Origin of the sequence: Mesorhizobium sp. M0910, assembly GCF_040319465.1 — a bacterium.
In the GTDB taxonomy this organism is placed as follows: domain Bacteria; phylum Pseudomonadota; class Alphaproteobacteria; order Rhizobiales; family Rhizobiaceae; genus Mesorhizobium.
This window is the reverse complement of the sequence record NZ_JAMYNZ010000015.1, coordinates 86,739-111,388: the sequence shown is the minus strand read 5'-3', so window position 1 is coordinate 111,388 and position 24,650 is coordinate 86,739. Positions and strand designations below refer to the sequence as shown.

At 62.4% G+C, this 24,650-nt stretch carries 19 protein-coding genes and 3 pseudogenes; 7 read left to right on the top strand and 15 right to left on the bottom strand.

Annotated elements, in window-relative coordinates; all coding sequences use genetic code 11:
• Positions 1 to 311: pseudogene (locus NKH78_RS28365) on the top strand (S-(hydroxymethyl)glutathione synthase); the annotation flags it as partial.
• A gap of 35 nt (positions 312 to 346) precedes the next feature.
• Here NKH78_RS28365 and NKH78_RS28360 read toward each other — a convergent pair.
• A pseudogene (locus NKH78_RS28360) lies at positions 347 to 433 on the bottom strand (transposase); the annotation flags it as partial.
• Between the two features lie 170 nt (positions 434 to 603).
• Between NKH78_RS28360 and NKH78_RS28355 the strand changes: the two are divergent.
• Positions 604 to 834 (top strand): annotated as a pseudogene (locus tag NKH78_RS28355) (type II toxin-antitoxin system VapC family toxin); the annotation flags it as partial.
• Between the two features lie 14 nt (positions 835 to 848).
• Here NKH78_RS28355 and NKH78_RS28350 read toward each other — a convergent pair.
• The 14 genes from NKH78_RS28350 to NKH78_RS28285 all read right to left on the bottom strand — a co-directional run bounded on the left by NKH78_RS28350 (position 849) and on the right by NKH78_RS28285 (position 18,742).
• Positions 849 to 1,679, bottom strand: a complete 831-nt coding sequence (locus tag NKH78_RS28350; protein ID WP_352706378.1) for a BtpA/SgcQ family protein — start codon at positions 1,677 to 1,679, stop codon at positions 849 to 851.
• Entirely contained in the window at positions 1,676 to 2,584 is a 909-nt protein-coding gene (locus NKH78_RS28345) for a ribokinase (protein ID WP_352706375.1), read from the bottom strand. The genes NKH78_RS28350 and NKH78_RS28345 overlap by 4 nt, the downstream gene beginning before the upstream one ends.
• A 3-nt stretch (positions 2,585 to 2,587) precedes the next feature.
• Positions 2,588 to 3,358 carry a glutamine amidotransferase gene (locus NKH78_RS28340; RefSeq protein ID WP_352706373.1) on the bottom strand — a complete coding sequence of 257 codons (771 nt, stop codon included), beginning with the start codon at positions 3,356 to 3,358 and terminating at the stop codon, positions 2,588 to 2,590.
• A 27-nt stretch (positions 3,359 to 3,385) separates the two neighbouring features.
• Positions 3,386 to 4,474: a phosphotriesterase family protein gene (locus NKH78_RS28335; RefSeq protein WP_352778858.1), complete on the bottom strand. Its 1,089-nt coding sequence runs from the start codon at positions 4,472 to 4,474 to the stop codon at positions 3,386 to 3,388.
• A 4-nt stretch (positions 4,475 to 4,478) separates the two neighbouring features.
• Positions 4,479 to 5,483, bottom strand: coding sequence for an ABC transporter permease (locus tag NKH78_RS28330; protein WP_254819827.1), 1,005 nt, complete (start codon positions 5,481 to 5,483; stop codon positions 4,479 to 4,481).
• Positions 5,480 to 6,277 (bottom strand): ATP-binding cassette domain-containing protein, encoded by a 798-nt coding sequence (locus NKH78_RS28325; RefSeq protein WP_352778857.1) that lies wholly within the window; start codon positions 6,275 to 6,277, stop codon positions 5,480 to 5,482. Before NKH78_RS28325 ends, NKH78_RS28330 begins: the two co-directional genes overlap by 4 nt.
• Positions 6,278 to 6,351: 74 nt before the next feature.
• Positions 6,352 to 7,290 (bottom strand): ABC transporter substrate-binding protein, encoded by a 939-nt coding sequence (locus tag NKH78_RS28320; protein ID WP_352483917.1) that lies wholly within the window; start codon positions 7,288 to 7,290, stop codon positions 6,352 to 6,354.
• Positions 7,291 to 7,406: 116 nt separating this feature from the next.
• Entirely contained in the window at positions 7,407 to 8,018 is a 612-nt protein-coding gene (locus NKH78_RS28315; protein ID WP_352778856.1) for a cupin domain-containing protein, read from the bottom strand.
• A 1,378-nt stretch (positions 8,019 to 9,396) separates the two neighbouring features.
• Positions 9,397 to 12,600: an efflux RND transporter permease subunit gene (locus tag NKH78_RS28310; RefSeq protein WP_352778854.1), complete on the bottom strand. Its 3,204-nt coding sequence runs from the start codon at positions 12,598 to 12,600 to the stop codon at positions 9,397 to 9,399.
• Complete coding sequence (locus tag NKH78_RS28305; protein WP_352650761.1) at positions 12,597 to 13,700, bottom strand: efflux RND transporter periplasmic adaptor subunit; 1,104 nt, start codon at positions 13,698 to 13,700, stop codon at positions 12,597 to 12,599. The genes NKH78_RS28310 and NKH78_RS28305 overlap by 4 nt, the downstream gene beginning before the upstream one ends.
• Before the next feature lie 475 nt (positions 13,701 to 14,175).
• Entirely contained in the window at positions 14,176 to 15,375 is a 1,200-nt protein-coding gene (locus NKH78_RS28300) for a mandelate racemase/muconate lactonizing enzyme family protein (RefSeq protein WP_352778852.1), read from the bottom strand.
• Between the two features lie 17 nt (positions 15,376 to 15,392).
• Positions 15,393 to 16,754 carry a mandelate racemase/muconate lactonizing enzyme family protein gene (locus NKH78_RS28295; protein WP_352778850.1) on the bottom strand — a complete coding sequence of 454 codons (1,362 nt, stop codon included), beginning with the start codon at positions 16,752 to 16,754 and terminating at the stop codon, positions 15,393 to 15,395.
• Between the two features lie 55 nt (positions 16,755 to 16,809).
• Positions 16,810 to 17,976, bottom strand: a complete 1,167-nt coding sequence (locus NKH78_RS28290; protein WP_352706358.1) for a mandelate racemase/muconate lactonizing enzyme family protein — start codon at positions 17,974 to 17,976, stop codon at positions 16,810 to 16,812.
• A gap of 55 nt (positions 17,977 to 18,031) precedes the next feature.
• On the bottom strand, positions 18,032 to 18,742 hold the full coding sequence (locus tag NKH78_RS28285) for a GntR family transcriptional regulator (RefSeq protein ID WP_352739431.1): 711 nt from the start codon (positions 18,740 to 18,742) through the stop codon (positions 18,032 to 18,034).
• A gap of 208 nt (positions 18,743 to 18,950) precedes the next feature.
• Here NKH78_RS28285 and NKH78_RS28280 point away from each other — a divergent pair, with 208 nt between their 5' ends.
• The 5 genes from NKH78_RS28280 (at position 18,951) to NKH78_RS28260 (ending at position 24,646) form a co-directional block, all read left to right on the top strand.
• Positions 18,951 to 20,429 (top strand): ABC transporter substrate-binding protein, encoded by a 1,479-nt coding sequence (locus NKH78_RS28280; RefSeq protein ID WP_352884840.1) that lies wholly within the window; start codon positions 18,951 to 18,953, stop codon positions 20,427 to 20,429.
• A gap of 65 nt (positions 20,430 to 20,494) precedes the next feature.
• Positions 20,495 to 21,454 (top strand): carbohydrate ABC transporter permease, encoded by a 960-nt coding sequence (locus NKH78_RS28275; RefSeq protein ID WP_352884839.1) that lies wholly within the window; start codon positions 20,495 to 20,497, stop codon positions 21,452 to 21,454.
• Complete coding sequence (locus NKH78_RS28270) at positions 21,451 to 22,341, top strand: carbohydrate ABC transporter permease (RefSeq protein WP_352808439.1); 891 nt, start codon at positions 21,451 to 21,453, stop codon at positions 22,339 to 22,341. The genes NKH78_RS28275 and NKH78_RS28270 overlap by 4 nt, the downstream gene beginning before the upstream one ends.
• A 10-nt stretch (positions 22,342 to 22,351) precedes the next feature.
• A complete protein-coding gene (locus NKH78_RS28265) occupies positions 22,352 to 23,449 on the top strand; it encodes an ABC transporter ATP-binding protein (protein ID WP_352884837.1) in 1,098 nt (365 codons plus the stop codon).
• Between the two features lie 33 nt (positions 23,450 to 23,482).
• Positions 23,483 to 24,646 carry a mandelate racemase/muconate lactonizing enzyme family protein gene (locus tag NKH78_RS28260; RefSeq protein ID WP_352509052.1) on the top strand — a complete coding sequence of 388 codons (1,164 nt, stop codon included), beginning with the start codon at positions 23,483 to 23,485 and terminating at the stop codon, positions 24,644 to 24,646.
• Positions 24,647 to 24,650 lie beyond the last annotated feature (4 nt).

Sequence of the window (24,650 nt, the reverse complement as noted above, 5' to 3'; positions counted from 1 at the left end):
GCGCGCTGATCCTGCGCCATGCCTGCACCGGCTGCGGCGTCCACATGCACGGCCCGGTCGAGCGCGACCACGCTTTCAAGGGGCTGTCCTTCATCCATCCGGAGCGCTTCCAGGAGGATGGCTGGTCGCCTCCGGGCTTCACCGCCTTTGTCTCGTCGATCATTGAATCCGGTGTCGATCCCAGCCGCATGGACGGCATAAGGTCACAGCTGAAGTCGATCGGGCTCGAACCTTATGATTGCCTCAATCCTGGCCTGATGGACTATATCGCCACCTGGACGGCCAAAAGATCCGGCGCGTTGCCGGCCTAGTAGCCGCTCGACCATCATCGATCGAGCCGGGCGACGCCGCCCGGCACGATCACGTGCAGGTGCGGACGGTGGGTCATCGCGGAGCCTTGCCTGTGAAGGACGGCGGTGATGCCGATACGGGGCGCCGAGAGCGTAGGCCTCGACGCCCTAGTTTTCAGGCATTGCCCATTTCAATCGCCTCGACTGCGCCATTGGCCTGCGCCCAGCGCGAAGATCGGGCACGGTCGAGGGAATGGGCAATTGGATCCCATCCTATCGGCGGAGAGATAGACACTCGAAGATCGGGCCCATTAGACTAAGTTTTATGGGCCTGATAGATAATGGCTATCATGAGCCGCCAATCACCGGCGAGCACGCCATTGCGGTGGAGGGGCTTCCACCCATCCACAAGGACCCCTTCGATCGGATCCTGATTGCTCAATCGATTGTGGAAGGCGTCACATTGCTGACCGTCGACGATCTGTTCGCGCAGTATCCTGGGTGTCCGTCGTCTCTGACCGAGGTGGCCCGAGCGGTGGGCTAGGCGGTTGAAGTGAGCTATCGCTTCAGACCACCCATGAACGCCTTTACTCGAGCAGAGTCGACCTGGTTCCACCAGACGCCGTCGTGCTTCAGCGCGCTGGCGATGATGACCCCGTCGACAATGGCGAGGATATCGTTGGCATTGTCCGGCGTCACGCCGCTTCCGACCAGCGTCGGCAGGCCGGCGGCCTGCTTGATCATGCTTATGTAGCCCAAATCCGCGGCGTGGCCGGTGCGCTGGCCGGTGGCGATGATGGCATCGGCATCGAAGAAGACCAGGTCCTTGACCAGTTCCTCCACCGGACGGTCGGCGACGATGGCATGTGCGCCGTGTTTGACATGGGCATCGGCGAAGATGCGGATGCCGTTGGCGCGCAGCCTGGCGCGATAGCGCGCTGCGCGGCCCGACTCGCCCTCGACAAAACCCTCATTGGCGACATAGGCGTTCGCCCATTGATTGACGCGGACGAAACCGGCGCCGGCAGCGCTGGCGATCGCCAAGGCCGGGATCGCGGCATTGGCCAGCACGTTGATGCCGACCGGCCTGCCGAGCTCGCGGCGGATGCGGTCGGAAACGACCGCCATATAGGCCGCCGTCTCCGGCCCGATATCGTCAGGCTTGGCGAAAGGGATGTCGCCATGGTTCTCGACGATGACGCCGTCGCAGCCGCCGTCGAGATAGGCTTTAGCGTCATCGAGCCCGCGCTGGTAGATCACCTCCACGGCCTCGCCGTCATAGCGCGGCGCGCCGGGCAGGGGCGCCAGGTGAACGACGCCGATCACTACCTTGGTGCGGCCGAAAAGGTGGAAGAGTGCGTCGCCGCCGGATTGGCCGATCTGGGTCATGAGAGCTCCATTTGATCGATGAGCACCGCCATCTCGGAGGCGGAAGGACAGGATGCCAGCGTGCCCGGCCGTGTCACGGCGATTGCGGCGGCCGCCAGCGCAAGCTCCAGCGCCGAGGTAACCAACATGCCCCGAGCAAGCCCGCCGGCGAGACAGCCGCAGAACACATCGCCGGCGCCGCTGGTGTCGAGCGCCTCGACCTGCGGCGCCGGCAAACGAAGCGGCTCTTCCTGGCCCGGGCCAAGCACCAGACAGCCTGCGGCGCCGAGCGTGATGACGACGGTGCCTGCACCTTTGGCTACCAGCGCGCCGGCGGCTGCTATCATGTCATCCCGGCCGGTCAGGGTTTTCGCCTCGGATTGGTTGACAACCAAAAACTCCGCCAGGCCAAGATCGGGAACGGATGCCGCATCGATCGGGCTGGCGTTGAGAACGGTGCGTGCGCCGTTTTCCTTTGCTGCTCTGAGGCTGGCATCGGTCGCGGCGGCACGCAAATTTCCCTGGCAGACGAGGATGTCGCCGGGAGCGATCCAGCGGACAAGTGCTGTTTGCGCCACCGGATCGAACGCGTCGCTGCAGGCAACGCCGCTGACAATGAAATTCTCGCCGCCTCGATCGACGACGATGGTCGAGCGGTCGCTCGGCAGCTCGAATTCGCTGACCTCGAGGTCTGACAGTTCGCTGTTGAGGCGGCTCCTGATCCATGTGCCTTCGCGGTCCTTGCCGAGCGCCGTCCAGAACGTCACCTCTGCACCAGTCCGCGCTGCTGCGACCGCCTGGTTGGCGCCCTTGCCGCCGAGCCCGTCGGCATAGCTCACGGCATTCAAAGTCTCGCCCGCGGCAGGGAGGCGGCCGACGCGAAACATGGTATCGATGCAGGCATTGCCGACGACGTGGACATGCATGGCTCAGCTCTCGCCGGTCGCCCAACCCAGCATCTGTTCGAACAGGGTCTTGTAGCCTGGCCAGGCGATGAACTGCGGCGGCAGCCAATGCGGCCCGACATCGGATGTCCAGGCCACGGTGCGGCCCTTGCCGTAATGGCCGGTGACAAGCAGCGGCAGCGAACCATAATCCGACGATACGCTGGCCAGAACTTCCACATCGTCCTTCAGTGTCACCTCGTTGAAGCCGAGCAGGATCGGCCAGTCCGAACCGAGGCCCCTGAGGATAGGATGTGTCGACCCTGGTTTCGGTACCGGGGCAAAGCCTTCGGGAACCTCGACGCGGTCGTCGTAGGCCAGGCAGTTCACCGGCAGCACGTCCTCGATCGGCGTCTTGCGGTAGCGCGCGCCGCCATTGATGCCCTGGAAGCTGTAATAACCGCCGAACATCAACAGACCGCCGCCGTCGCTGACGTAATTGCGGAGCAGGCGCAGGCGGTTCGGCGTCGGCTTGGAGTGGACCCAGGTGTCGGGATGTAGCAGCAGGGTGTTGGCGCCAATGTCGGAGAGCACGACCGCGTCATAGGCCGACAGCGCCTCCATCGTCTGAGGAAAGCCACGCTGCGCCTCATGCGCCGGCATGAAGGTGACGTCGAAATCGGTCGCCTTGAGCGCGCCCAGCAATTCGTCGGCGCCGGTGTGATAGGTGACAGTCGGGAACTGGTCGAAACCCTTGATGTGGGTCGCGGTCGACACCCAGGATTCGCCGGCAAGCAGGATCTTCTTCTTGGACATTTGAACTCCCGTGTAGTTCCAGGCCGCTTAGAGCCGCGCGAATACGCTTTTCGGATTGGCGATCAGCATGCGGTCGATGGCCGCCTGCTCGACGCCGTGGCGTTTCAGACGCGGTATGAAATGCTTCAGGATATAGCCATAGCCGAAGCCGCCGAAGCGCGTCAGCATGATCTTGAGGAACACATCCTGCGACAATAGCAGGCGGTCGCCGAAGCCGGCCTCGACAAGGGCGGCGATGGCGCGTGCGTTCTCCTCGTCGGAGGGCGATTGCGCGTCCTGGTCGGCATAATAATAGTCCATGCCGATCATGTCGTATTCGAGGAACGCGCCGCGCCGGGCGAGGCTTTTCTGGTAATCGGGATCGTCGTGGCTCGGGTTCATGTGGCAGAGCACCGTGTGGCGGAGATCGGCGCCCTCGGCCTCGACGATATCGAGGACGTCGTGCGCCAGCCGCTCCCAGCCAGGCAGATGGATCGACAGCGGCACCCCGGTGATGCGCGAAGCGCGCGCCGAAGCTCGCAGCGACTTGCGTTCCTCGGCGGTGAAATCCTTGCTGACGCCGACCTCGCCGATCAGCCCGGCCATGATCGGCGGCTGCGTCTCGCCGCCGCCGACATCGTTGACGATGAACTCGGTCACGGCGTCGACATCCATGGCCTTCAGCCATTCGGGATGGGTATGCTCGAGATAGAACCCGGTGCCCATGACGATCTTGAGGCCGGACATGCGGCTGATGCGGGCGAGCTTTTCGGGGTCACGGCCGATGCCGATATTGGTGGCGTCGACGACGGTGTGGCCGCCCAGCGCGCGATAGCGCTGCAGTTCCGACAACGCCAGGTCGGCGTCGTCGAGCGAGACATTGTCGCGGTTGACGTAAGGGTTCATGCGCAATTCGCCGATGATCTCGATGTTCACCGGCTGCTCGGCGATCGCTATGTCATCGGGATGGCAGGGGCATTTCCAGCTGCGTGCGCCGTCGAGCAGTATGTGCTCGTGCATGAGCGTTATCCCCATGTCCTCGACCGGAACCGGGCCGAGCACGGTCATCACTTGGCCGGTTTCGACCCCGATTGGCAACCGCTGCCTGGGCGCTGCGTCATCGAACAGACCACTCATCGGCTCAACGGCTCCGCACGGCGCCGCGGAACAGGCGGAAGTTCAGCCAGATGGCGATCAGGATGATCGTTCCGGTGACGATCGGCGTCAGGAAGGGCGACAGATGCGCCAGGATCAGGCCGTTGCCGATGACGGCGACGGTCAGCGCGCCGAGCACCGTGCCGATGATCGTTCCACGGCCGCCGAACAGGCTGGTGCCGCCGAGCACGACGGCGGCGATGACTTCCAGCTCGAAACCCTGTCCGGCATTTGAAGATCCCGATCCGAGCCGGGCAGCAATGATGATGCCGGCAAGGGCCGCCGCGGTGGCGGAAATCACATAGACGAAGAGCGTCGTCTGCCGCGTGTTGACGCCGGCACGCCGCACCGCCTCGGCGTTGGCGCCGATGCCGGTGACATAGCGGCCGAACGGCGTCTCGTTGAAGGCGAGATAGGCGATCGCCAGGATCGCCAGCGCGATCAGCGCCGGCACCGGCACGCCAAGGAACCAGGCGCGGCCCAGCACGGTGAAAGCGCTTCCGGGCTCGATCGGGATGGAATAGCCGCCGGTGATCAGCAGCGCCACGCCCCGGATCACCGAAAGCCCGGCAAGCGTGACGATGAAGGACGGGATGCCCTCATAGGCGACGAAATAGCCCTGCACCGCGCCAAGCAGGGCACCGAGCGCGAGCATGACGAGGATAACGACTGGCCACGGCAGGCCAAACTGCAAAAGTGTCGCCGACAGCGTCGCCACCAGCGCCAGCACGGAGCCGACCGAAAGATCGATGCCGCCGGTGGTGATGACGAAAGTCATTGCCGCGGCAACGATCAGCAGCGGCGCCGACTGCCGCAGGATGTTCAACAGATTGGGCGATGTCAGAAACGCGTCGGTCGCAACCGAGAAGATGATGCAGACGACCAGAAAGAACAGCGCGATCGAGACGACACTGCCATTGGCGAGGAGCGCATCGCGCCAGGTGCCCTTGCGTACACGTGAGGGCTGGGCGGCGTGGATCGCGTCGCTCATGCCGGCGCTCCACCGCGGTAGCCGTTGGTGGCGGAACGCGCATTGAACTTGCGGCCGACGATCAGATTGACCACGTCCTCGATGTTGGTCTCGCCGATCAGCCGCTCGGCTACGTTGCGCCCTTCGTACATGACCTGGATGCGGTCGCAGACGAGGAACAGATCCTGGAGCCGGTGGGTGATCAGGATGACGCTGACACCGCGCGCACTGACCGCGCGGATCAGTTCGAGCACCGCTTCGACTTCGGCCACGGCAAGCGCTGCCGTCGGCTCGTCCATGATCAGCACGGCCGGCTCGAACGAGGCGGCACGGCCGATCGCGATCGACTGGCGCTGCCCGCCGGAGAGGTTTTCGACCTTGAGTCGCGTGTCGGCAATGACGATGCCGAGCCGATCGAGCATCTGGCGCGTCTCGTCATGCATGCGCTTTTTGTCGAGAAAGGAAATGCCTGCGATGCGGCGGCGCGGCTCGCGGCCGAGAAACAGATTGCCGGCGACGTCGACCGTGTCGCACAGCGACAGGTCCTGGTAGACCATCTCGACGCGCGCCGCACGTGCGTCCGCCGGCGAGCTGAAGATCACCGGCTTGCCGTCGATTTCGATGGTGCCGGCGTCGGGAACCACTGCCCCCGACAGCACCTTGCTCAATGTCGACTTGCCGGCGCCATTGTCGCCGACCAGCCCCAGCACCTCGCCCGGCTTCAGCGTCAGCGATACGTCATCGAGCGTCTGGATGGCGTTGTAGCGCTTTGAGATGCCGCTCATCCGCACCCGATAGGTCTGGCCACTGCTCATCTGGGATTCCACGCGATTGCAAGGTGCCCGCGGCGCAGCCCCAGGCGGCGCCGCGGCCCGGTCGCCGACGCAGTTTACTTGAACATCGCGCGGTATTGGTCGACATTCTTCTTGGTCACGATCGTCACCGGGATATTGATGATCGGATCGATTTTCTCGCCCTTCTTGAGCTTGCCCAGCGCTTCGACCGCAGCCTTGCCTTCGCCGGCTGGATCCTGCTGCACGACCGCGACCACCCAGCCGTCGTCGATGCCCTGAACGGCCTGCTTGGTCAGATCCCAGCCGAACACCTTGACGTCGCCGGTGCGGCCCTGGCTGGTCACGGCCGAAACTGCGCCGAGCAAGGCCGGCTCTCCGGTTGCATAGAGCGAGTTCATGTCCGGATTGGCGGTCATCAGGTTTTCCGAAGCGCTCAACGCGGTCTCCTGAACGTTCTGGCCGTCGACCGTGTCGAGGAAGGTGACGGCCTGGCCGCTTTCGGTCACCGCCTTCTTGAAGCCGTCGAGCCGCTGGTTCTGGATGAATGAATTGAGTGCGCCGACGATACCGATCTTGGCCTTGCCGCCCATCTCGGTCTTCACATAGTCGGCGTAGAATTTGCCGATGTCCTCGCCGGCCTTGGTGTTGTCGACGCCGATGAACGAAACATTGTCGCCGTCGGGGATCTGCGCGTCGATGGCTATGACGGGAATGCCGGCCGCCTTGGCTGCGGTGATCGCAGGCTTGACGCCGTTGACGTCGATGGCGACTAGAATGATGCCATCGACTTTCTGCGTGATGTAGTTCTCGATCGCGTCGTTCTGCGCGCTCGGCACATTATTGGCGTTGAAAATGACCAGCTTGGCGCCGGCGGCGTCGGCTGCCTTTTGCGCGCCCTCGTTGATCTGGTTGAAGAACAGGGCCTGCTGGTTGATGTTGACGAGAGCGAACGTATCGGCAAGCGCCGAGCCCATGGCTGCCGAGCCCATGGCAATGGCGGCGGCACAGCCGGCGAGAAGTTTGAACAGACGCATTTCGGTTCCCCTTGCTTGCGGACCAGACCTCGGCTGGTCCCGTTGGTGCTACAGGCACGAGGCAACCATTCAAGAGACTTGAATATTTGTCAATCCAAATGAACGCCGAGCGTTGCTCAGAAAGTCGCCGGCGTATTGACCCAGAAAATGCTGGCGCGTTCCTCGCCGATGTTGCGGTAATGATGCGGCAGCTCCGACCTGAACACGAAGGCATCACCCGTGGCGAGAGCATGGCTCTTGCCGTCGACGATCAACTCGATCCGGCCGGCGAGCACATAACCAACTTCCTCGCCGGAATGCTGGATCGGACCTTCGCTCGAGCCCTCCGCCTCGATGTGATGAATGTTGCATTGTAAGAGGTGGCCAGGCGAATATGGAATGATGCGTTCGAGCGAAATGCCTTCGCCGCGCCGTAGCGCGTCGAGCGCAATCAAAGGCCTTGCGCCCGCCCGGAATACGATCGCCTCGTCGTCGTCGACTTGCTCGAACATCCAGCCGATGTTGGTGTCGAGAACCTCGACCAGACGGTGAAGCATGGGCAGGGACGGCGAAGCCTTACCGTTCTCGATCTTGGACAGCAGGCTTTCCGAGCAATTCGCAGCCGCGGCCAGCGTCTTCAGCGTCATGCCGTGTGTTTGGCGGGCGAGGCGCAGCCGAGTTCCAAGTCTCGCGGCATTTGCGGTGGCGTCCGTTTCTGACTCTGGCCGCCGTCGATCGATCTTGTTCATCTGTTCGCCAACCATTCAACGGTCAAGGGCAACTATCGCGCGAGCAAAAGACCTCGGCTGACGATTTGCAAGTGCCGATGCGTCAAATTCGAGACTTCAGCCGCAGCTGCCGCATCCGGCGAATGCCGCTCCCGCATGAACCGTGCTGATGATCCCGCGGCAGTTATCCCCTGTCGCTTGGCTGTCCCTCGTGGTCGAAATCGCCAGCCGTTACCGCGTTTGCGTCACGTGGCGAGTGGACTTGGAACGACAATGCGGCAAGGCGGGCCACGTAGCCAATCTACACAACCACGGCCGCGCCGACACGATAAAATCTGGACTGTCCGAATTCGCGGAGTCGCCAGAAGTCACCCGCGGCCGGGCCCAATAGAGTTACACCCAGGGCGGGCAGGCTCTCGATAGCCGCGGCGTAGTCATAAAATCCCTGGGGCAGTCGCGCACGGCTTGAGCTTCGACAATTTTGAAGAAAGTCCAACAGAATTAATGGACTAGCGCCTTGCGGAAGTGAATTGCGGAAGCGGCGACCGATTAATGCTTTAGAAGTATAGATACATCTACACGAGGTGCGAAGAAGCAACGCCAATACAGCTGATTGGTTACAGCATATTTATTTTCGCATATGTGGTATTGACCGTCCGGGGATTCCTGGACACGGTCCCGTGGGATGGTGAAATTATGCGGCAAGTAAGTGTAGCCGCCGTCTACCCTGGACCGCACCGAAGACCGAGGTATGGCGCGGCAATCTGAACCGCCGCAGCACTTGAATTTGGTCTGCGGGTCAATCTTGTCTTCGTACCAATCATGGGCGTTAGCGGCTGTTGCGGCAGCGATACACATCGCCGTGAAGATGAGCCTTCGCATGGCATTCCTCAAGTATCTGGCAGGCGCTGCTCGTTGGGGTTTCCATGTATATTAGCGTTCCATTGAAAATACCATTGGCCTCCGACCGACTTAACGCAGCTCCAGCCAGCGGCGCTCGCAACGGAAGACCGCGTCGCGTCACGTCAGGACGACACTTGCGCCGAACAAAGGTCTGCTCTTGTCGCTCCGGGTTTGAAAGCCGACCATCTGCTCTGCGCCGCAATCTCGGCCATTGAGATTAGCTTGTCCGCGTTCTGAAAGCAGACACCGCAAGCGAGGACGCCGGAGGTCGCGGTTGCGCCCTTAAGCCCCGCCTGGCCGACCAGATAGAAGATCGCATTGGCCTCGCCGCCCGGCATCGTCTCGCTGGATGCGGCTGTTGGGCTGGATTGCTGGCTCAGAGCGAGCAAGGGTCTCCGCTGTACCTCGACGCCGAAGTCGCGCAGATCGTGGCCGTTGCCGCGCCGCGCCGATTTTCTGGAGTGGTAAGCCCTGCCCGACGCGGCGAATTCGTAACCTACTCGGCGGCCGTCTCCGCTGGCGCCCCTGCCGGCCCCGAAGGCTCGGCCTCGGCACGGGGCTTGCGCCGCGAAAACAGCGACCTGAGCGTGACGTAGAACACCGGCGTCAGGAAAAGGCCGACGAAGGTGACGCCGAGCATGCCGGAGAATACCGCGGTGCCGAGCGACTGGCGCATTTCTGCGCCCGGGCCCGTTGCGATCATCAGCGGCACGACGCCGAGGATGAACGAGAAGGCGGTCATCAGGATCGGCCGCAGCCTGAGCCGGCAGGCTTCGACGGCAGCCTCGGCGGCCGACAGCCCGCGTTCCTGCGCCTGCCGCGCGAATTCGACGATCAGGATCGCGTTCTTGGCGGCAAGCCCGATTAGCACGATGAGGCCGATCTGCACGAGGATGTTGTTGTCCAGCCCTCGGAACGACACGCCGAGCAACGCCGCGAGCACGCCGAGCGGCACCACCAGCACAATGGCGAACGGCAGCACCAAGCTTTCATATTGCGCCGCCAGCGCCAGGAACACGAACAGCACCGAAAGTCCGAAGATATAGAGAGCGGCATTGCCTGTGTTGCGCTCCTGATAGGCGAGCTCGGTCCATTCATAGGAGGTACCGGCCGGCAGCGTCTTTGCCGTGATCCCTTCCATCAATGCCAGCGCGTCGCCTGTGGAAACGCCGGGCGCGGCGTTGCCCTGCAGCGGCACCGAGACGTACATGTTGTAGCGCTGGACCAACGCCGGGCCGGTGGCGTCGCGGATCTCGACCAACGTGCCGAGCGGAACCAGCGCGCCGGTCGCCGAGCGCACCTTCAGTTTCAAGATGTCGGCGCGATCTATGCGGAACGCCTGGTCGGCCTGCGCCCGCACCTGGTAGACGCGCCCGAAAGCGTTGAAGTCGTTGACGTAGGCGGTGCCCAAATTGATCGACAGCGTCTCGAAGATGTTGGGGATAGGCACGTTCAGGATGCGCGCCTTGTCGCGATCGATCGCCAGGAAGAATTGCGGGCTCGACGCGGAGAAGGTGGTAAACACGCCCGTCAGCCCCGGCGTCTTGTTGGCCTTGCCGGCGATTTCGTAGGCAAGCGCCAGGACCTGTCGCATGTCGGCGCTGTTGCGCTCCTGGATCTGCAGCTTGAAGCCGCCGGCATTGCCGACGCCGCGGATCGGCGGCGGCGGCAGTGCGATAATGAAGGCTTCCTTGATGCTTTGCAGGCTGCCGAACAGATTGCCGATGACCTGGGTTGCCGACTGGTCGGCTTTCAGTCGCTCGTCAAACGGCTTGAACCTGGCGAAGATCACGCCCGCATTGCTGGCGTTGGTGAAGGTCGCGCCGGAGAAGCCGGCGAAGGCGACTGCGTAGTCGACGCCTGGCGTTTTCTGGATGATCTGCGACGCCTGCTGGATGACCGCATCGGTCCTCGACAGCGAAGCGCCGTCCGGCAACTGGACGACGACGATCGCATAGCCCTGGTCAAGCGACGGAATGAAACCGCGCGGCACCGCCTGCACCAGGTAGACCGTGGCGTAGATGAGGCCCGCGAAAACGGCCAGCATGGCGGCGATCGTTATCCACGAGCCGATCAGCACGCGGATGATGCTCGAATACCAGTGGGCGACCCTGTCGAAGCCGCGATTGAAGCCGTCGGCGAGCGCCCGTCCGAACCGCGCCAGGAAAAAGCGCGGCGGCGCCGCCGCGGCGTGGTGCGGCTTGAACAGCAGTGCGGCCAGCGCCGGCGAAAGCGTCAGCGAATTGAATGCCGAGATCGCCGTCGACACCGCGATGGTGATCGCAAACTGCAGGTAAAACTGCCCAGAAATGCCGGGGATGAAGGCTGTCGGTACGAACACGGCTATCAGCACCAGCGAGATCGCGATGACCGCGGTTCCGACTTCGTCCATGGTCAGGTGCGACGCCGGATTGGGCGCCAGCCCTCGGGCGATATTGCGCTCGACGTTCTCGACCACGACGATCGCATCGTCGACGACGATGCCGATCGCCAGAACGAGGCCGAACAGCGTCAGCATGTTGAGCGAGAAGCCGGCGGCGTAAAGCACCGCCAGCGTGCCGATCAGCGACACGGGGATCGCCACGATCGGCACGATCGCCATGCGCCACGATTGCAGGAAGACGATAATGACGATGATGACCAGCAGCATCGCCTCGAGGATTGTCTTGTAGACCTCCTGGATCGACTCGGCGACGAACTCGGTCGGATTGTAGACGATGTCGTAGCTCAGCCCCTTCGGGAAGTCGCGGGAAAGCTCCTTCATCTTGTCCTGGATCTCCGCGGCTGCGGCGAGCGCATTGGTGCCCGGCCGCTGGAAGATGGCGAGCGCCACCGCCGGTTTGCCGTTGAGATAGGAGTTGGTGACGTAATCCTTGGCGCCGAGCTCGATGCGCGCCACGTCCTGCAGCGAGATCAGGCGGCCGTCGGCGGCCGATTTGACGATCACGTATCGGAAGTCGCGTGCGTCGTTGAAGCGGCCTTGCGTGGTGACCGTGTACTGGAACGCCGTGCCGGTGCTGGTCGGCGGCGCGCCGATCGAGCCACCCGACACCTGGACGTTCTGGTCGCGCAGCGCCTGCACCACATCGCCCGAGGTCATCCCCAGGGCGGACAGTTTTTCCGGATCGAGCCAAATGCGCAGCGAATATTCGCGCTCGCCGAAGATGATGAGGTCGCCTACGCCGTCGAGTCTGAGCAGTATGTCGCGCACCCGCGAGCGGGCGTAGTTCGAGACGTAGAGCTGGTCGTAGGTATTGTCGGGCGACAGCATGTGCACGACCATCATCAGGTCGGGCGAGCTCTTGGTGGTGGTGATGCCGAGGCGTCGGACTTCTTCGGGCAGCCGCGGCTCGGCGACCGACACGCGGTTCTGCACCAGCACCTGCGCCTGGTCGAGATCGGTGCCCAGCTTGAATGTGATGGTCAGCGCCATCGCCCCGTCGCCCGACGAATAGGACGACATGTAGAGCATGCCCTCGACGCCGTTGATCTCCTGCTCGATCGGCGTTGCCACCGTCGCTGCGACCGTCTCGGCGTCGGCGCCCGGATACTGCGCGCGAACGACGATGGTCGGCGGCGCGATCTCGGGATATTGCGCGACCGGCAGCTGGGTATAAGCAATCCCGCCGAGGATCAGCAGGACGACCGAAACGACCGATGCGAAGATCGGACGGTCGACGAAGAAATGTGCGAACCTCATTGCTGCAACTCGGCGATCTCGGCCTTGGGCGGCAACGTCACCATCTCGACCTTCACCTTGGTGCCGGGCCTGGCGTGCATCAGCCCGTTGACGATGATCGTCTCGTTGCCGGTCAGGCCCCCGCGGATCACCCGGTAGCCGTCGAGAAGCGGGCCGGTGCGCACGGGCTTCGCCGACACCATCCCGGCCTCATCCACCAGGAACACGATGCGGCGATCCTGATCGGCGCCGATCGCCTCGTCGGGCACCAGCACGCCGCTATGCGGCAGCGACCCCGGCACGTTGATGCGCCCGAACATGCCTGGCTGGAGAATGCCGTCGGTGTTGGGAAACCTTGCACGCACCCGCATGGTGCCGGTCGCGTTGTCGATCCGGTTCTCGGCAAAATCGAGCTTGCCTTTGAATACCGCCTCCGTGCGGTCGGCGACGCGAACCACTACCTCGAGCCCGCCGGCGCCTTCCTGCATGCTGCCGCCGCGCTCCTTCGCGTCGCGGGCGTAGCTGAAATACAGGCGCTCATCGACGTCGAAATAGAAGTCAATCGGATCGCGCGTAACGATGGTCGTCAGCAAGGTGGAATCCGGCTGCACGAGATTGCCGACCGACACCAGCCGGCGGTCGATGCGGCCGGACAAGGGCGCCTTGATCTCGGTGAATTCCATGTTCAGGCTGGCCGTCGTCAGAGCAGCCGTCGCGCCCTGCATCTGCGCCTGCGCCGAAAGGTATTCCCGCCGGCGGTCGTCGAGCGTCGCGGTTGAGATGTTGCCGGTCTTGGCGAGTTCGTCGGCGCGATCCAGCTGCATCTTGGAGAATTCGAGCAGACTCTTGGCGACGTCCACTTGCGACTTGGCGGCATCATAAGCCGCCTGGTACGGACGCTGGTCGATGGTGAAGAGCAGGTCTCCCTTGTTGACCAGTGCGCCGTCCTGGAAGCTGACCTTGTCCAGATAGCCGCTGACGCGCGAACGGATGGCGACCTGGTCGACGGCTTCGAAGCGCCCGACGAACTCGTCGTCTTCGACGATTTCACGGACCACTGGCTTGGCCGCCGTCACCACGGGTAGCTGCTGGTCCTGCGCAAACGCAGTGCTGAAAGCCATGCCGAGCAGGAATGTCGCCGATACGGCGGCGCGGGCAAGCCAGTCGGCCGATCGACGGGGTCGCCCGCCCGCGTCGCCATGCAATTGCCCATTCTCTAGGGTGTCCATTTGCGTCCCCGCTCGCTGGACCCGGAGGCCGGTTGATCCGCTTCTACGTTCAGGCTACTCGTCGAAATCAGAGCACTGCAGTGTTGTGCATGGCAAGATGATCATTTTCCATGTGGGCTGAAATGTCCACCCTGTGGCTGCTCCGCCACCCGCGACTGGCGACGCAGATCCACCGGGCGATCCGGGATGCCATTGAGACGGGGAGCGGCTAGACCTAGGAGCAACTTTGGTGCCGTCGGGCTGAACGTCTGCAATCGGTCTTCAAACGTTAAAGCCGCCATTCCGCTATCGGGCCCCGAAACGGTCATTCCGGATGACAGGCTGCGTGAAGCGGTCCGCGCGGTGCAGGGTGGCGCAAGAACATGGTTCAGTCGAAGAAGCCCGCATCCTCTTCCCGGAGATGCTTCCTGGCTGCTTCGGCGTCGATGTCGAGGCCCAGCCCCGGCGCTTCCAGCAGGTCCACCATGCTGTCCTTCACGATCTGCGACGGCAGGCCGATTACGAGGTCCTCCCACCACGGGTCGGAGGCGCTCGGGTATTCAAACGCGATGTAGTTGGCGGGCAGGGTGGCGCAGACATTGATCAGCGCGCCGAGGCCTAGAAGGCCGTTCGCGGTGCCGTGCGGTGCCATCAGGATCGAGTGCATATAGGCGTGCTCGGCGACCCATTTGAGCTCGGCAATGCCGCCAATATCGGCCGGATCGGGACCGATGACGCGCACCGCCTGAGTTTCGATCAGCTCCTTGAAATTGTGCCGCAGATAGATCTGCTCGCCGGTATGAATTGGCGTCGAGGTGGAGGTGGTCAGCTCCCGATAGGCCTGCGGATTGACCCACGGCACATAGTCGCCGGTCAGCATGTCCTCGAGCCACATCAAATTGTACTTCTCGACCGCGCGAGCGAACTTGATCGCATCGGGCAGCATCCAGCCAGGGCCGCAGTCGAGCGCCAGGCTGACCTTGTCGCCCATCACTTCCTTCATCGCGATCACGCAGTCGAGCATGTGGTTGAAACCGCGCTCGCTGATCACGCCCTGATCCATGGCACCGTGATAGCCAGCCTTCTTCTGCGTCACGCCGTAATGGAAGCCCTCGACGGTGTCCTTCATGTTGGAGTGGAACGAGATCCCTTGCTTGATCATGAAGAAGTTCTGCGGCTGCTCCATCATCCATTTCACGTCAGCGGCGTAATCCTCCGGCCGGTCCCCCGTTCGCTTTTGGCGGATCGAGCCGTTATAGACGCGCACCTTGTCGCGCACCTTGCCGCCGAGCAGTTTGTAGGCCGGCACGCCTGCGGCCTTGCCGGCTATGTCCCACAGCGCATGCTCGATAGCGCTTACCGCCGCGCCATAGGGCTTGAAAGAGCCGCGTTGGCGGATCTTCAGCATCACCCGCTCGACGTCGGTCGGGTCCTCGCCGATCAGCGCCTCGCGGAAATGCAGCACCCAGGGTTTGAGGTAGGTCTTGGTAAACTCGACTTCGCCAAGGCCATAGAGGCCCTCGTCGGTAACGATGCGGACGATGGGATGTTTGCCGATGACGGCGCAGCGGAGGTCGGTGATCTTCATCTTCGGTTCTTTTCGCCTCAGCTCCAGGTGCGGTCCCAGGAATACTCGTTATCCCAGTGATCCGTGGGCTGCCAGATGCCGGTGACACCTGGCTGCAGATGCTGCGAGATTACCTCGTCGACGACGTCGTCAATCCCCAGGCCAGGTTTGTCCGGAACAGTGACAAAGCCGTCCTTCACGAGCGGCCTGGGAACGCCGGTGACGATATCGTCCCACCAGTCGACATCGGCAGAGTGGTATTCGAGCGCCATGAAGTTTTCGGTCGCGGTCGCCACATGTGCCGCCGCCATTGCGGCGATGGGACTTTCGGCCATATGGATGGCCATCGCGACGCCGTGGTCCTGGGCCATGTCGCCGGTCTTCTTGGTCTCGAGGATGCCTCCGCTGGTGAGCAGGTCCGGGTGGACGACCGAGACACCGCCAGTCTTGAGCAAAGGTTCGAAACCCTCCTTGAGGTAAATGTCCTCGCCCGTGCAGATCGGCACCGTGGTCGCGGCCTGCAGTTGCCGGTACTGCTCGGTGTACTGCCATGGGATCACATCCTCGAGCCAGGCCGGCACGTATTTTTCAATCCGCCTGGCGAGCCGAATTCCGTTCTGCAGCGAGATGTGGCCGACATGGTCAATGGCGAGCGGAATATCCATGCCGATCACATCGCGAACCTCGGCAATGTACTGCTCAAGCAGGTCGAGGCCCTTGTCGGAAAAGTGGAGGCCGGTAAACGGATGGGGGACGTTGTGCAAATCGTAGGCGGCATTGCGGGCGCGTCGCTCCTCAAGGGTCTTGACGGGGCCGCGGCCGGGATGGACGCGGTACCCTTCAAGTGAGCCGGCAGGGGACACGACCGCACCGGGTACATCCGCGATCTGCATCAGCCCCAGATCCATCTTGAGGAAGGTGAAGCCGAGCGCCATGCGCTGCTTGAGGCGCTTGCCGGTCTCGGTGCCGCTCGGCACGGTAGCGTCGGTGTCGCAATAGACGCGCACCTTCTCCCGAAACCGGCCGCCGAGCATCTGGTAGACGGGCACGCCGTAGGCCTTGCCGGCGAGATCCCACAACGCAATTTCGACCGCCGAGACGCCGCCGCCTTGCCGGCCGTGCCCACCAAACTGCTTGATCCGGCGAAACAGGCGGTCGATGTCACAAGGGTTCTCGCCAAGCAGCCGGCTCTTCAGCATCAGCGCGTAGGTGGCGCTGGCGCCGTCGCGCACCTCGCCAAGCCCGACGATGCCCTGGTTGGTGTAAATCTTGAGCAGGGTTGAGGTGAACGGCGCGCCGACGATTTCGGCTATCCGCATGTCGGTGATGCGAAGCTGGGATGGCTTGGAGTTCGCGTTCACCCGATTGAGCGCTTCGTCGGCGCCAGCTGTCTTTGCCATGACTTATCCTCGTTTCGGCTTGTCGCCCCGCACCCTGCGCCGGCACAGAGTGTTGCTAGCCCAGCTCGATCTCGTGGGCCTGCAGGTAGTCGCGGTCCATCTCAATGCCGAGACCAGGCTTCGACGTCAGCTTGAGGCTGCCGTTCGAAATGTCGAGTGGTCTGTCGATCAGGTGATCGTATTTGCCCAGGTTCCACTCCGACGTTTCGAGTTTGTAGAAGTTGGGAACAGTCATCATCACCTGCGCTCCCGCAACCACGTTGATTGGTCCCGCGGCGTCATGTGGCGAGACCGGCACGTAGTAGGCTTCGCACAGCGCAGAAATTTTCTTGAGTTCGGTAATGCCGCCGGTCCAGGTAACGTCGGGCATGATGTAGTCGGCGAGCCTGTTCTCAAGTACCGGCACGAAATCCCATTTCGTGTGGCCGCGCTCGCCCCATGAGATAGCGGTATTGACCTTCTCACGCACCTGCTTGAGGGCGTTAAGGCTCTCGGGCGGGCAGGGCTCCTCAAACCAGTCGATCTGGCCGGCCTCTTCGAGACTCCGACAGAGGCGAATGGCGGTGGGGACGTCGAAGCGGCCATGCGCATCGATGAGAATGTCGATATCGGGTCCTGCCGTTTCGCGGATCAGAGCCGTGAGCTCGGCGGCTTCGCGCTCGTCCTTGCGGGTCATGCTGCCGTCGAGGTAGCCGTCCCGCTGTTCGCGGGGCAGGCCATCGGCGCTGCGGCCCTGGTGGGGGTAGGGATCGAACTTGAGCGCAGTGTGTCCGGACTCGACAATGTCTAGAATTTCGCGGACCACAGCCTCCTTGCTGGTGAATTTGGCCTGGTTGGGATGGGTGTAGAGCGCGATCTCATCGCGTACCGGCCCGCCCAGCAGCTCGTAAATCGGCTTGCCGAGGACTTTGCCCCTGATGTCCCAGAGGGCTATGTCGATAGCGCTCACGCATTCGACGGCGGCGCCGCGGCTTCCCATGTAGGTGAAGCTGCGGAAGATCTTGTGCCAGAGATGCTCGATGCGCGCCGGATCCTCGCCTGTCACGGCGACGCCGATCTGCCGCAGGATCGTGCAGAGAGCGCGGTTGGCGAGCCTTGTCGTGGTGGTGATCTCTCCCCAGCCACTCACTCCCTCGTCGGTCGTCACTTCGACGAACAGGAACTCTCCCCAGTAAGAAGCATCGGACTTGATCAGCCACGGCCGAATGCTCGTGATTTTCATCTCAACTACCTTTGCCTGAAAATAGTCAGCTAACGATGGTTTTGGACTGGACATTCTATCCGGCCCGAGCCGCGTTGCGCGCTCGCATCTGTTCCAGAATATGCCTGCCCGAACCCTCGACATGGCGGGAAACGAGTTCGGCCGCCTTGTCGGCCTCTCCCGCCTTGACAAGCGCGATGAGTTCGCGGTGCTCGCGCATGATCGCGGCACGTCGCGCCAGCGTGAAATTGAAACGACGGCTCACGGCTCGCAGCACTTCGCGATGCTTCCACCAAAGCTCGGCGGCGTGGCGGTTGTAGTGCCGTTGGTACATCACGGTGTGGAAAGCGGTATCCAGCTCACTATGCCTGAATGTGTCGGCGAAGTTGTTCTCTTCGATCAGGCCCTGGAGACGTTCGAGTTCGGCGATGTCCTCGCTGGTAGCCATGTTCACAAACCATCGTGTCAGGGCTGGCTCGATCAGAACACCGATCTCGTAGATATCCCGGACAAAATCCTGATCTATGGGTCGGACGCGCGCCCCGCGGTTGGCGACAAAGGTGACAAACCCTTCGCCGCGCAACAGTTGCAGGGCTTCGCGCACAGGATTGGTCGAAGTGCCGTGACGCCGGGCGAGATCGGTGACGACAAGCCGTTCGTTGGGGGCGAGCCGTCCCTCGATGATGTCTTCCCGGATCAATTCATAAAGCGAGGCGCCCTCGCTCGAGGCTCCGATGGGATCGGTCCCCACCGGTGGCATCGCTTTGAAATCGCTTGTTTCGGCCAAGGCCGGCTCCCCGTTTTAATACATACCTTGCCCGATATCACACACGGCTTCCGCAAACAATGTACGATTCTGCGCGTTGACAGGCAATCCATGATCTGAAAACGTACCAAGCGATCGAGCGGATACACTGATCTGAAAGAAGCATCCTCGCGATCGAAACGAGCAAGGACCGCTTTAGGGCGGCATGGGAGAACCAGGGAGGATACCTATGACGAGAATTGCCCTCGGCAGTGCCGTCCTGCGCGGCACTGTCGCCACTGCTTTGATCGCATCCCTGACGTCTACATCGGCGCTGGGTGCACCGCCGGTCGACCTGAGCAAGTGGTCGCCGGAATATGTGCGCTCGATTGCGGGCACACAGGATTTTGACACGGCCGCCGATTGCGCCAAGGTCACCCCGCTCGATTACAAGGGGCGACTGACTTTCTGGTATCAGGGCGTGTTCGAGGGCGACCCCGACCTCCTGCGCCAGTACTACAAGGATTTCTTCGAGACCTTCCGCAAGACCTATCCGAACATCCAGCTCGAGGAACAAGCCCTCACTTATAACGACCTTCTCGACAAGTTCCGCACGGCGCTCCTGGGCAATGCCGCGCCGATGGCGGTCCGCCTGCAAATCCTGGGTGGTACCGAGTTCGCCTCAAAGGGCTATCTGCAGCCGCTCAAGCCCGAGGATGTGGGGTATACGACCGAGGACTTCTGGCCCGGCGCCATGAAGGCCGTGACCTGGGAGGGCGTGACCTACGGTATTCCGACCAACAACGAGACGATGGCGTTCATCTGGAACGCCGACATCTTCAAGCGTGCCGGCCTCGATCCGGACAAGCCGCCGGCAACGTGGGACGACGTGGTCAAGTATTCCAAGCAGATCCACGACAAGCTCGGCATTGCCGGGTATGGCCTCGTGGCTCGCAAGAATGCCGGCAATACGCCGTACCGCTTCATGCCACAGCTGTGGGCCTATGGCGGCGGCGTCTTCGACGAAGCGACGCCGAACCCGACCTATGAGCAGGTCCAGCTCGATAGCCCGCAAAGCAAGGCAGCGCTGCAAGCCTCCTACGACATGTATGTTCGCGACAAGTCGGTTCCGGTTTCGGCACTCACCAACCAGCAGGCCGATAATCAGCCCCTGTTCGTCGCCGGCCAGCTCGGCATGATGATCTCGCACCCGTCCGACTATAACGTGATGCTCGACCTGCAGAAAAAGGCGACGGGCACCGACAAGGACAAGGCGCAGACGGTCATCGACAACATGCGCTACGGCCTGATCCCGACCGGTCCCGACGGCAAGCGCGCCGTCGTGTTCGGCGGCTCGAACATTCACATCCTGAAGCCCGAATATGTCGAGGGCGGCAAGGTAGATGAGCCGGCTGCAAAGGCCATCATCTGCATGTGGACGAGCCCTGAATGGTCGCTGAAGATGGCGTACGCCGGCTCGAATCCGGGCAACCTCAACGGCTTTAAGACCAAGTGGATGAAGGAACGTCTGGACAACATCAAGTTCCTCGATGTCACGACCTCGATGCTGCCATACGGCATCCCGTTCCCAGCGCTGCCGCAGGCCCCCGAGATCATGAACATCATCATCCCGGACATGCTGCAGAACGCCCTGACCGGAGCGATGACCGTCGACCAGGCAGCGGACGACGCAGCCAAGAGGGTGAGAGAGCTGATGGGCGGACTCTAGCGCAAGCCTGACCGGCTGGGTCGATGGTCCAGCCGGTTCGTTCCGAAGAATAAGGGCACCCCACAGTGACGATCGTAACCGGCAAGGCCGAGGCTCGCCGAAGAGTGCAACCCGGCAGGTCCGGCGCGCTGCGGAAGATCTGGCAGCATCGCGCGGACTACGCGTACGTGCTCCCGGCGATCGCCGTGATGCTCATCGTCATCGCCTATCCGATCTACTATACGGTCGAGCTGTCGTTCTTTAAGACACCGCCTGGCCTGCAGCTCCGCGATAAGACCTTCATCGGCCTCGACAACTACACGACCATCCTCACCAGTCAGGTGTTCTGGAAAGTCACCTGGAACACACTGATCTGGACACTGGGGTCAACTTTCATCTCCTTTGTCCTGGGGTTTGCCACAGCGCTGGCGCTCCACCGCGACTTCATCGGCCGTGGCGTCTTGCGCGCTGTCCTGATCATCCCTTGGGTCATCAGTGCCGTCGCCGCCTCCTACATCTGGAAGTGGATCTACCATTCGGACTTCGGAATCATCGGCGCGGTGCTGGTTGGCCTCGGATTGGCCGACCAGCCGCCGAATTTCATCGACAATGTCAGCACGGTGCTGCCCTCCCTGATCGTCGTCAATATTTGGCGCGAGTTTCCGTTCGCCATGATCATGATGATGGCCGGCCTGCAGACAGTCCCCGACCAGTTGCTGCGCGCCGCAAAAGTCGACGGTGCCAATGCATGGCAGCGCTTTTGGCACGTCACCTTCCCGCACTTGCGCAACGTCTCGGTGGTGACGATGCTGCTGCTCGCGGTGGCCAACTTCAATTCCTTCATCATCCCCTGGATCATGACCGGCGGCGGGCCGTCGAACGCATCGCATATCTGGATAACCCACATTTATGAGCTCGCCTTCGGACGGCAGCGCTGGGGCGTGGCATCGGCCTATTCGGTGCTCCTGTTCCTCACACTGATGACGCTGGGCTACTTCTACGTCCGTGCGTTAAGCGGCAACGAGCGGAAAGAGGGGAGCCAATGAGCACGATTGCCGAGACAGCCCCTCGAGCCAAGGCCCGTCGCCGCATGCGCGTCGACGGATGGCGGTGGGCCGGGCGCATATTCCTCGTGTTCATGCTGCTTTATACCGCGTTGCCGATGATCTGGATGCTGATCACCTCGATCAAGTCCGGATTCGCGGCGACACAATTCCCGCCGCAATGGTGGCCGGACGAACCTACCCTCGCCAGCTACCAGAAACTGCTCGATCCGCAGAACAGCGTCGGCCAGGACTTCCTCCGCTTCTTCTGGAACAGCCTTTTCGTGTCGACCGTCACGACAATTCTTTCTGTGATCGTGGCTGTCCCTGCGGCCTACGCGTTTTCGCGCTTCAGTTTCCCCGGCCGGAATTTCCTGTTCTTTGCCGTGCTGCTGCGCAATATGTTCCCGGCGGTGATCTTTCTCGTACCGCTCTTCATCCTGATGCGCGCCATCGGTCTGATAAACACGCACGGCTCGCTGATCCTCACCTATCTCACCTTCGGCCTGCCGCTGGCGATCTGGCTGCTCAAGGGCTTTTACGACAACATCCCGGTGCAGCTTGAGCAGGCGGCGCGCATTGATGGCGCCACACGGTTCCAGGCCTTCATCATGATCGTGATGCCGCTCTCGACGCCGGGGATCATCGCCACCGCAATCTATTCCTTCATCGGCGCGTGGAACGAGTACATCTACGCCTACACCTTCCTCTCCAAGAACGAGCAGTTGACGCTGCCGGTCGGCATCCAACGCTTCTTCTCGGAAAATACGACGGACTTTCCGGGCCTGATGGCGGCGAGCTTCATGATGAGCGTGCCCGTCGTGGTGCTGTTCCTGGTCCTGCAACGATACTTTGTACGTGCCCTTACAGAAGGCGCGGTCAAGCACTAGGGAGTTGCCGATGGCCCACGTGGTCCTCCAAGATCTCGTCAAGAGCTATGGCAGCTTCAAAGCTGTCAACCACGTCTCACTGACGGTCAATGACGGCGAGTTCGTTGCGCTCGTCGGCCCTTCAGGCTGCGGCAAGACAACCACGCTCAATCTCGTCGCCGGGCTGACCCCGATTACATCGGGCGACATCATCATCGGCGAGCGGGTGGTCAACGACCTCGACCCCAAGGACCGGGACATCGCAATGGTGTTCCAGAACTACGCGCTCTACCCGCAGAAATCAGTCTACAAGAACCTGGCGTTCCCGCTTCAGATGCGCAAACTCCCCAGGGACGAGATCGACAAGAAGGTCAAGGAAGCGGCGCGAGTGCTCGACATGACGCATCTGCTCGAGCGCAAGCCGCGCGAACTTTCGGGCGGACAGCAGCAGCGTGTGGCCCTTGGCCGTGCCCTCGTTCGCGACCCCGCGGTGTTCCTCATGGACGAGCCACTGTCTAACCTCGATGCCAAACTGCGCGTGCAGATGCGGTCGGAGATCAAGCGTTTCCACCAGGACCTCAAGGCGACGATTATCTATGTGACGCACGACCAGCTCGAAGCCGTGACCATGGCTGACAAGATGGCGGTGATGAATGGCGGCTACCTGCAGCAATACGATTCACCGGCGCAGGTCTTTGCCCATCCGGTGAACATGTTCGTGGCCAGCTTCATCGGCAGCCCGGCGATGAGCCTTATTCCGCTAGAGGCCTCGATGGCAAACGGCAACACGGTGCTGACCGGCGCCGAGGGCTGGCGCCTTGAGCTCTCAGCGCGCAATGCCCAGAAGGTGGCGAAAGCGACGACCAGGAAAGTCGTGCTCGGCGCACGCCACTCGACGATCAAGCTTCACAAGAGTGCCGTGCCAGGCAGCGTCCCGGCCAAGGCTTACACGGTGGAGCCGACCGGAGACGACACCTTCGTGCAGGCGTTCCTGTCCGGCGCCATCGTCAACGTCAGCGTGCCGCCGAACATTGCCGTCGCGCCCGACGAGCAGATCTGGCTCGAGTTCGACCAGGAGCGGATGCATCTGTTCGACGGCGAAACTGAAATGGCCCTCAAGGCCAACTGAGATAGCGCGAATGCGCGTGAAACGTGGGCGTGGATGACTGAGAAGCTTAAGATCACCGCGATCAAGCCCTATCCGGTGTGGGTAGGAACCCGCAATCAGATGCTCGTCAAGATCGAGACCGACCAAGGCATCTTCGGCTGGGGCGAGAGCGGCTTGAGCGGTCGCGAGAGGGCCGTGGCCGGCGCGGTCGAGCACTATCGCGAGTTTCTCATCGGCCGCGACCCGATGCAGATCGGACGGATCTGGCAGGAGGTTTATCGCAGCCAGTACTTCGAAGGCGGGCGAGTCCTTCAGGCGGCGATTTCCGCCATCGACATCGCCCTTCACGACATCAAGGGCAAGGCGCTGGGCGTGCCGGTCTATGAGCTGCTGGGCGGCAAGCAGCGCGACCGCATCCCCACCTTCGCCTCGACCGGCGACGAGGCCGAAGGCGATGTTGCCATCGAACGGGCGCGCGAGCTTCGCGCACAGGGGTGGCAGGCAATCCGCTTCTTCCCTTTCGGGCAAAACAGCAAGGACATCTTCGAGCCGCGCGAGTCGATCGGCGCTACCGCGAGTATGCTGAACAAGGCGCGCGAGGCGCTGGGCGGCGACGTGGTCCTCGGCCTCGACTATCATCATCGGCTGTCGGTGGCAGAGGCGGCGAGCTTCTGCAACAAGCTCGGCCGCGGCGTGCTTGATTTCCTCGAGGAGCCGATACGGGCCGAGACGCCGGAGGCCTATGAATCACTGCGCACGATGACCGACATCCCCTTTGCCATAGGCGAGGAATTTGCCAGCAAGTGGCAGTTCCTGCCCTACATCGAGCGCGGCATCCATCAGTTCAACCGGATCGACGTCTGCAATGTCGGCGGGCTCACCGAGGCGATGAAAATCGCTGGCTGGAGCGAGGCGCATTATGTGGACCTGATGCCGCACAATCCGCTTGGTCCAGTGTGCACGGCCGCGACCGTGCATCTCGCTGCAGCGGTACCCAACTTCGCGTGGCTCGAGACCAGGGCGCCCGAAACGAAGCTGGGCTTCGACAATTCCGACTTCTTCCCCGTGCAACCACGGCTCGACGGGACCGATTACCCGGTCGGCGATCTGCCGGGGCTCGGCGTCGAGGTCAACGAAGTTGCGGTCCAGGCGCAAAGTCTGCGTTTCTGGGAAGCGCCTCACCTTAGGCGCCGCGACGGTTCTGTTACGAACTGGTAGTTCT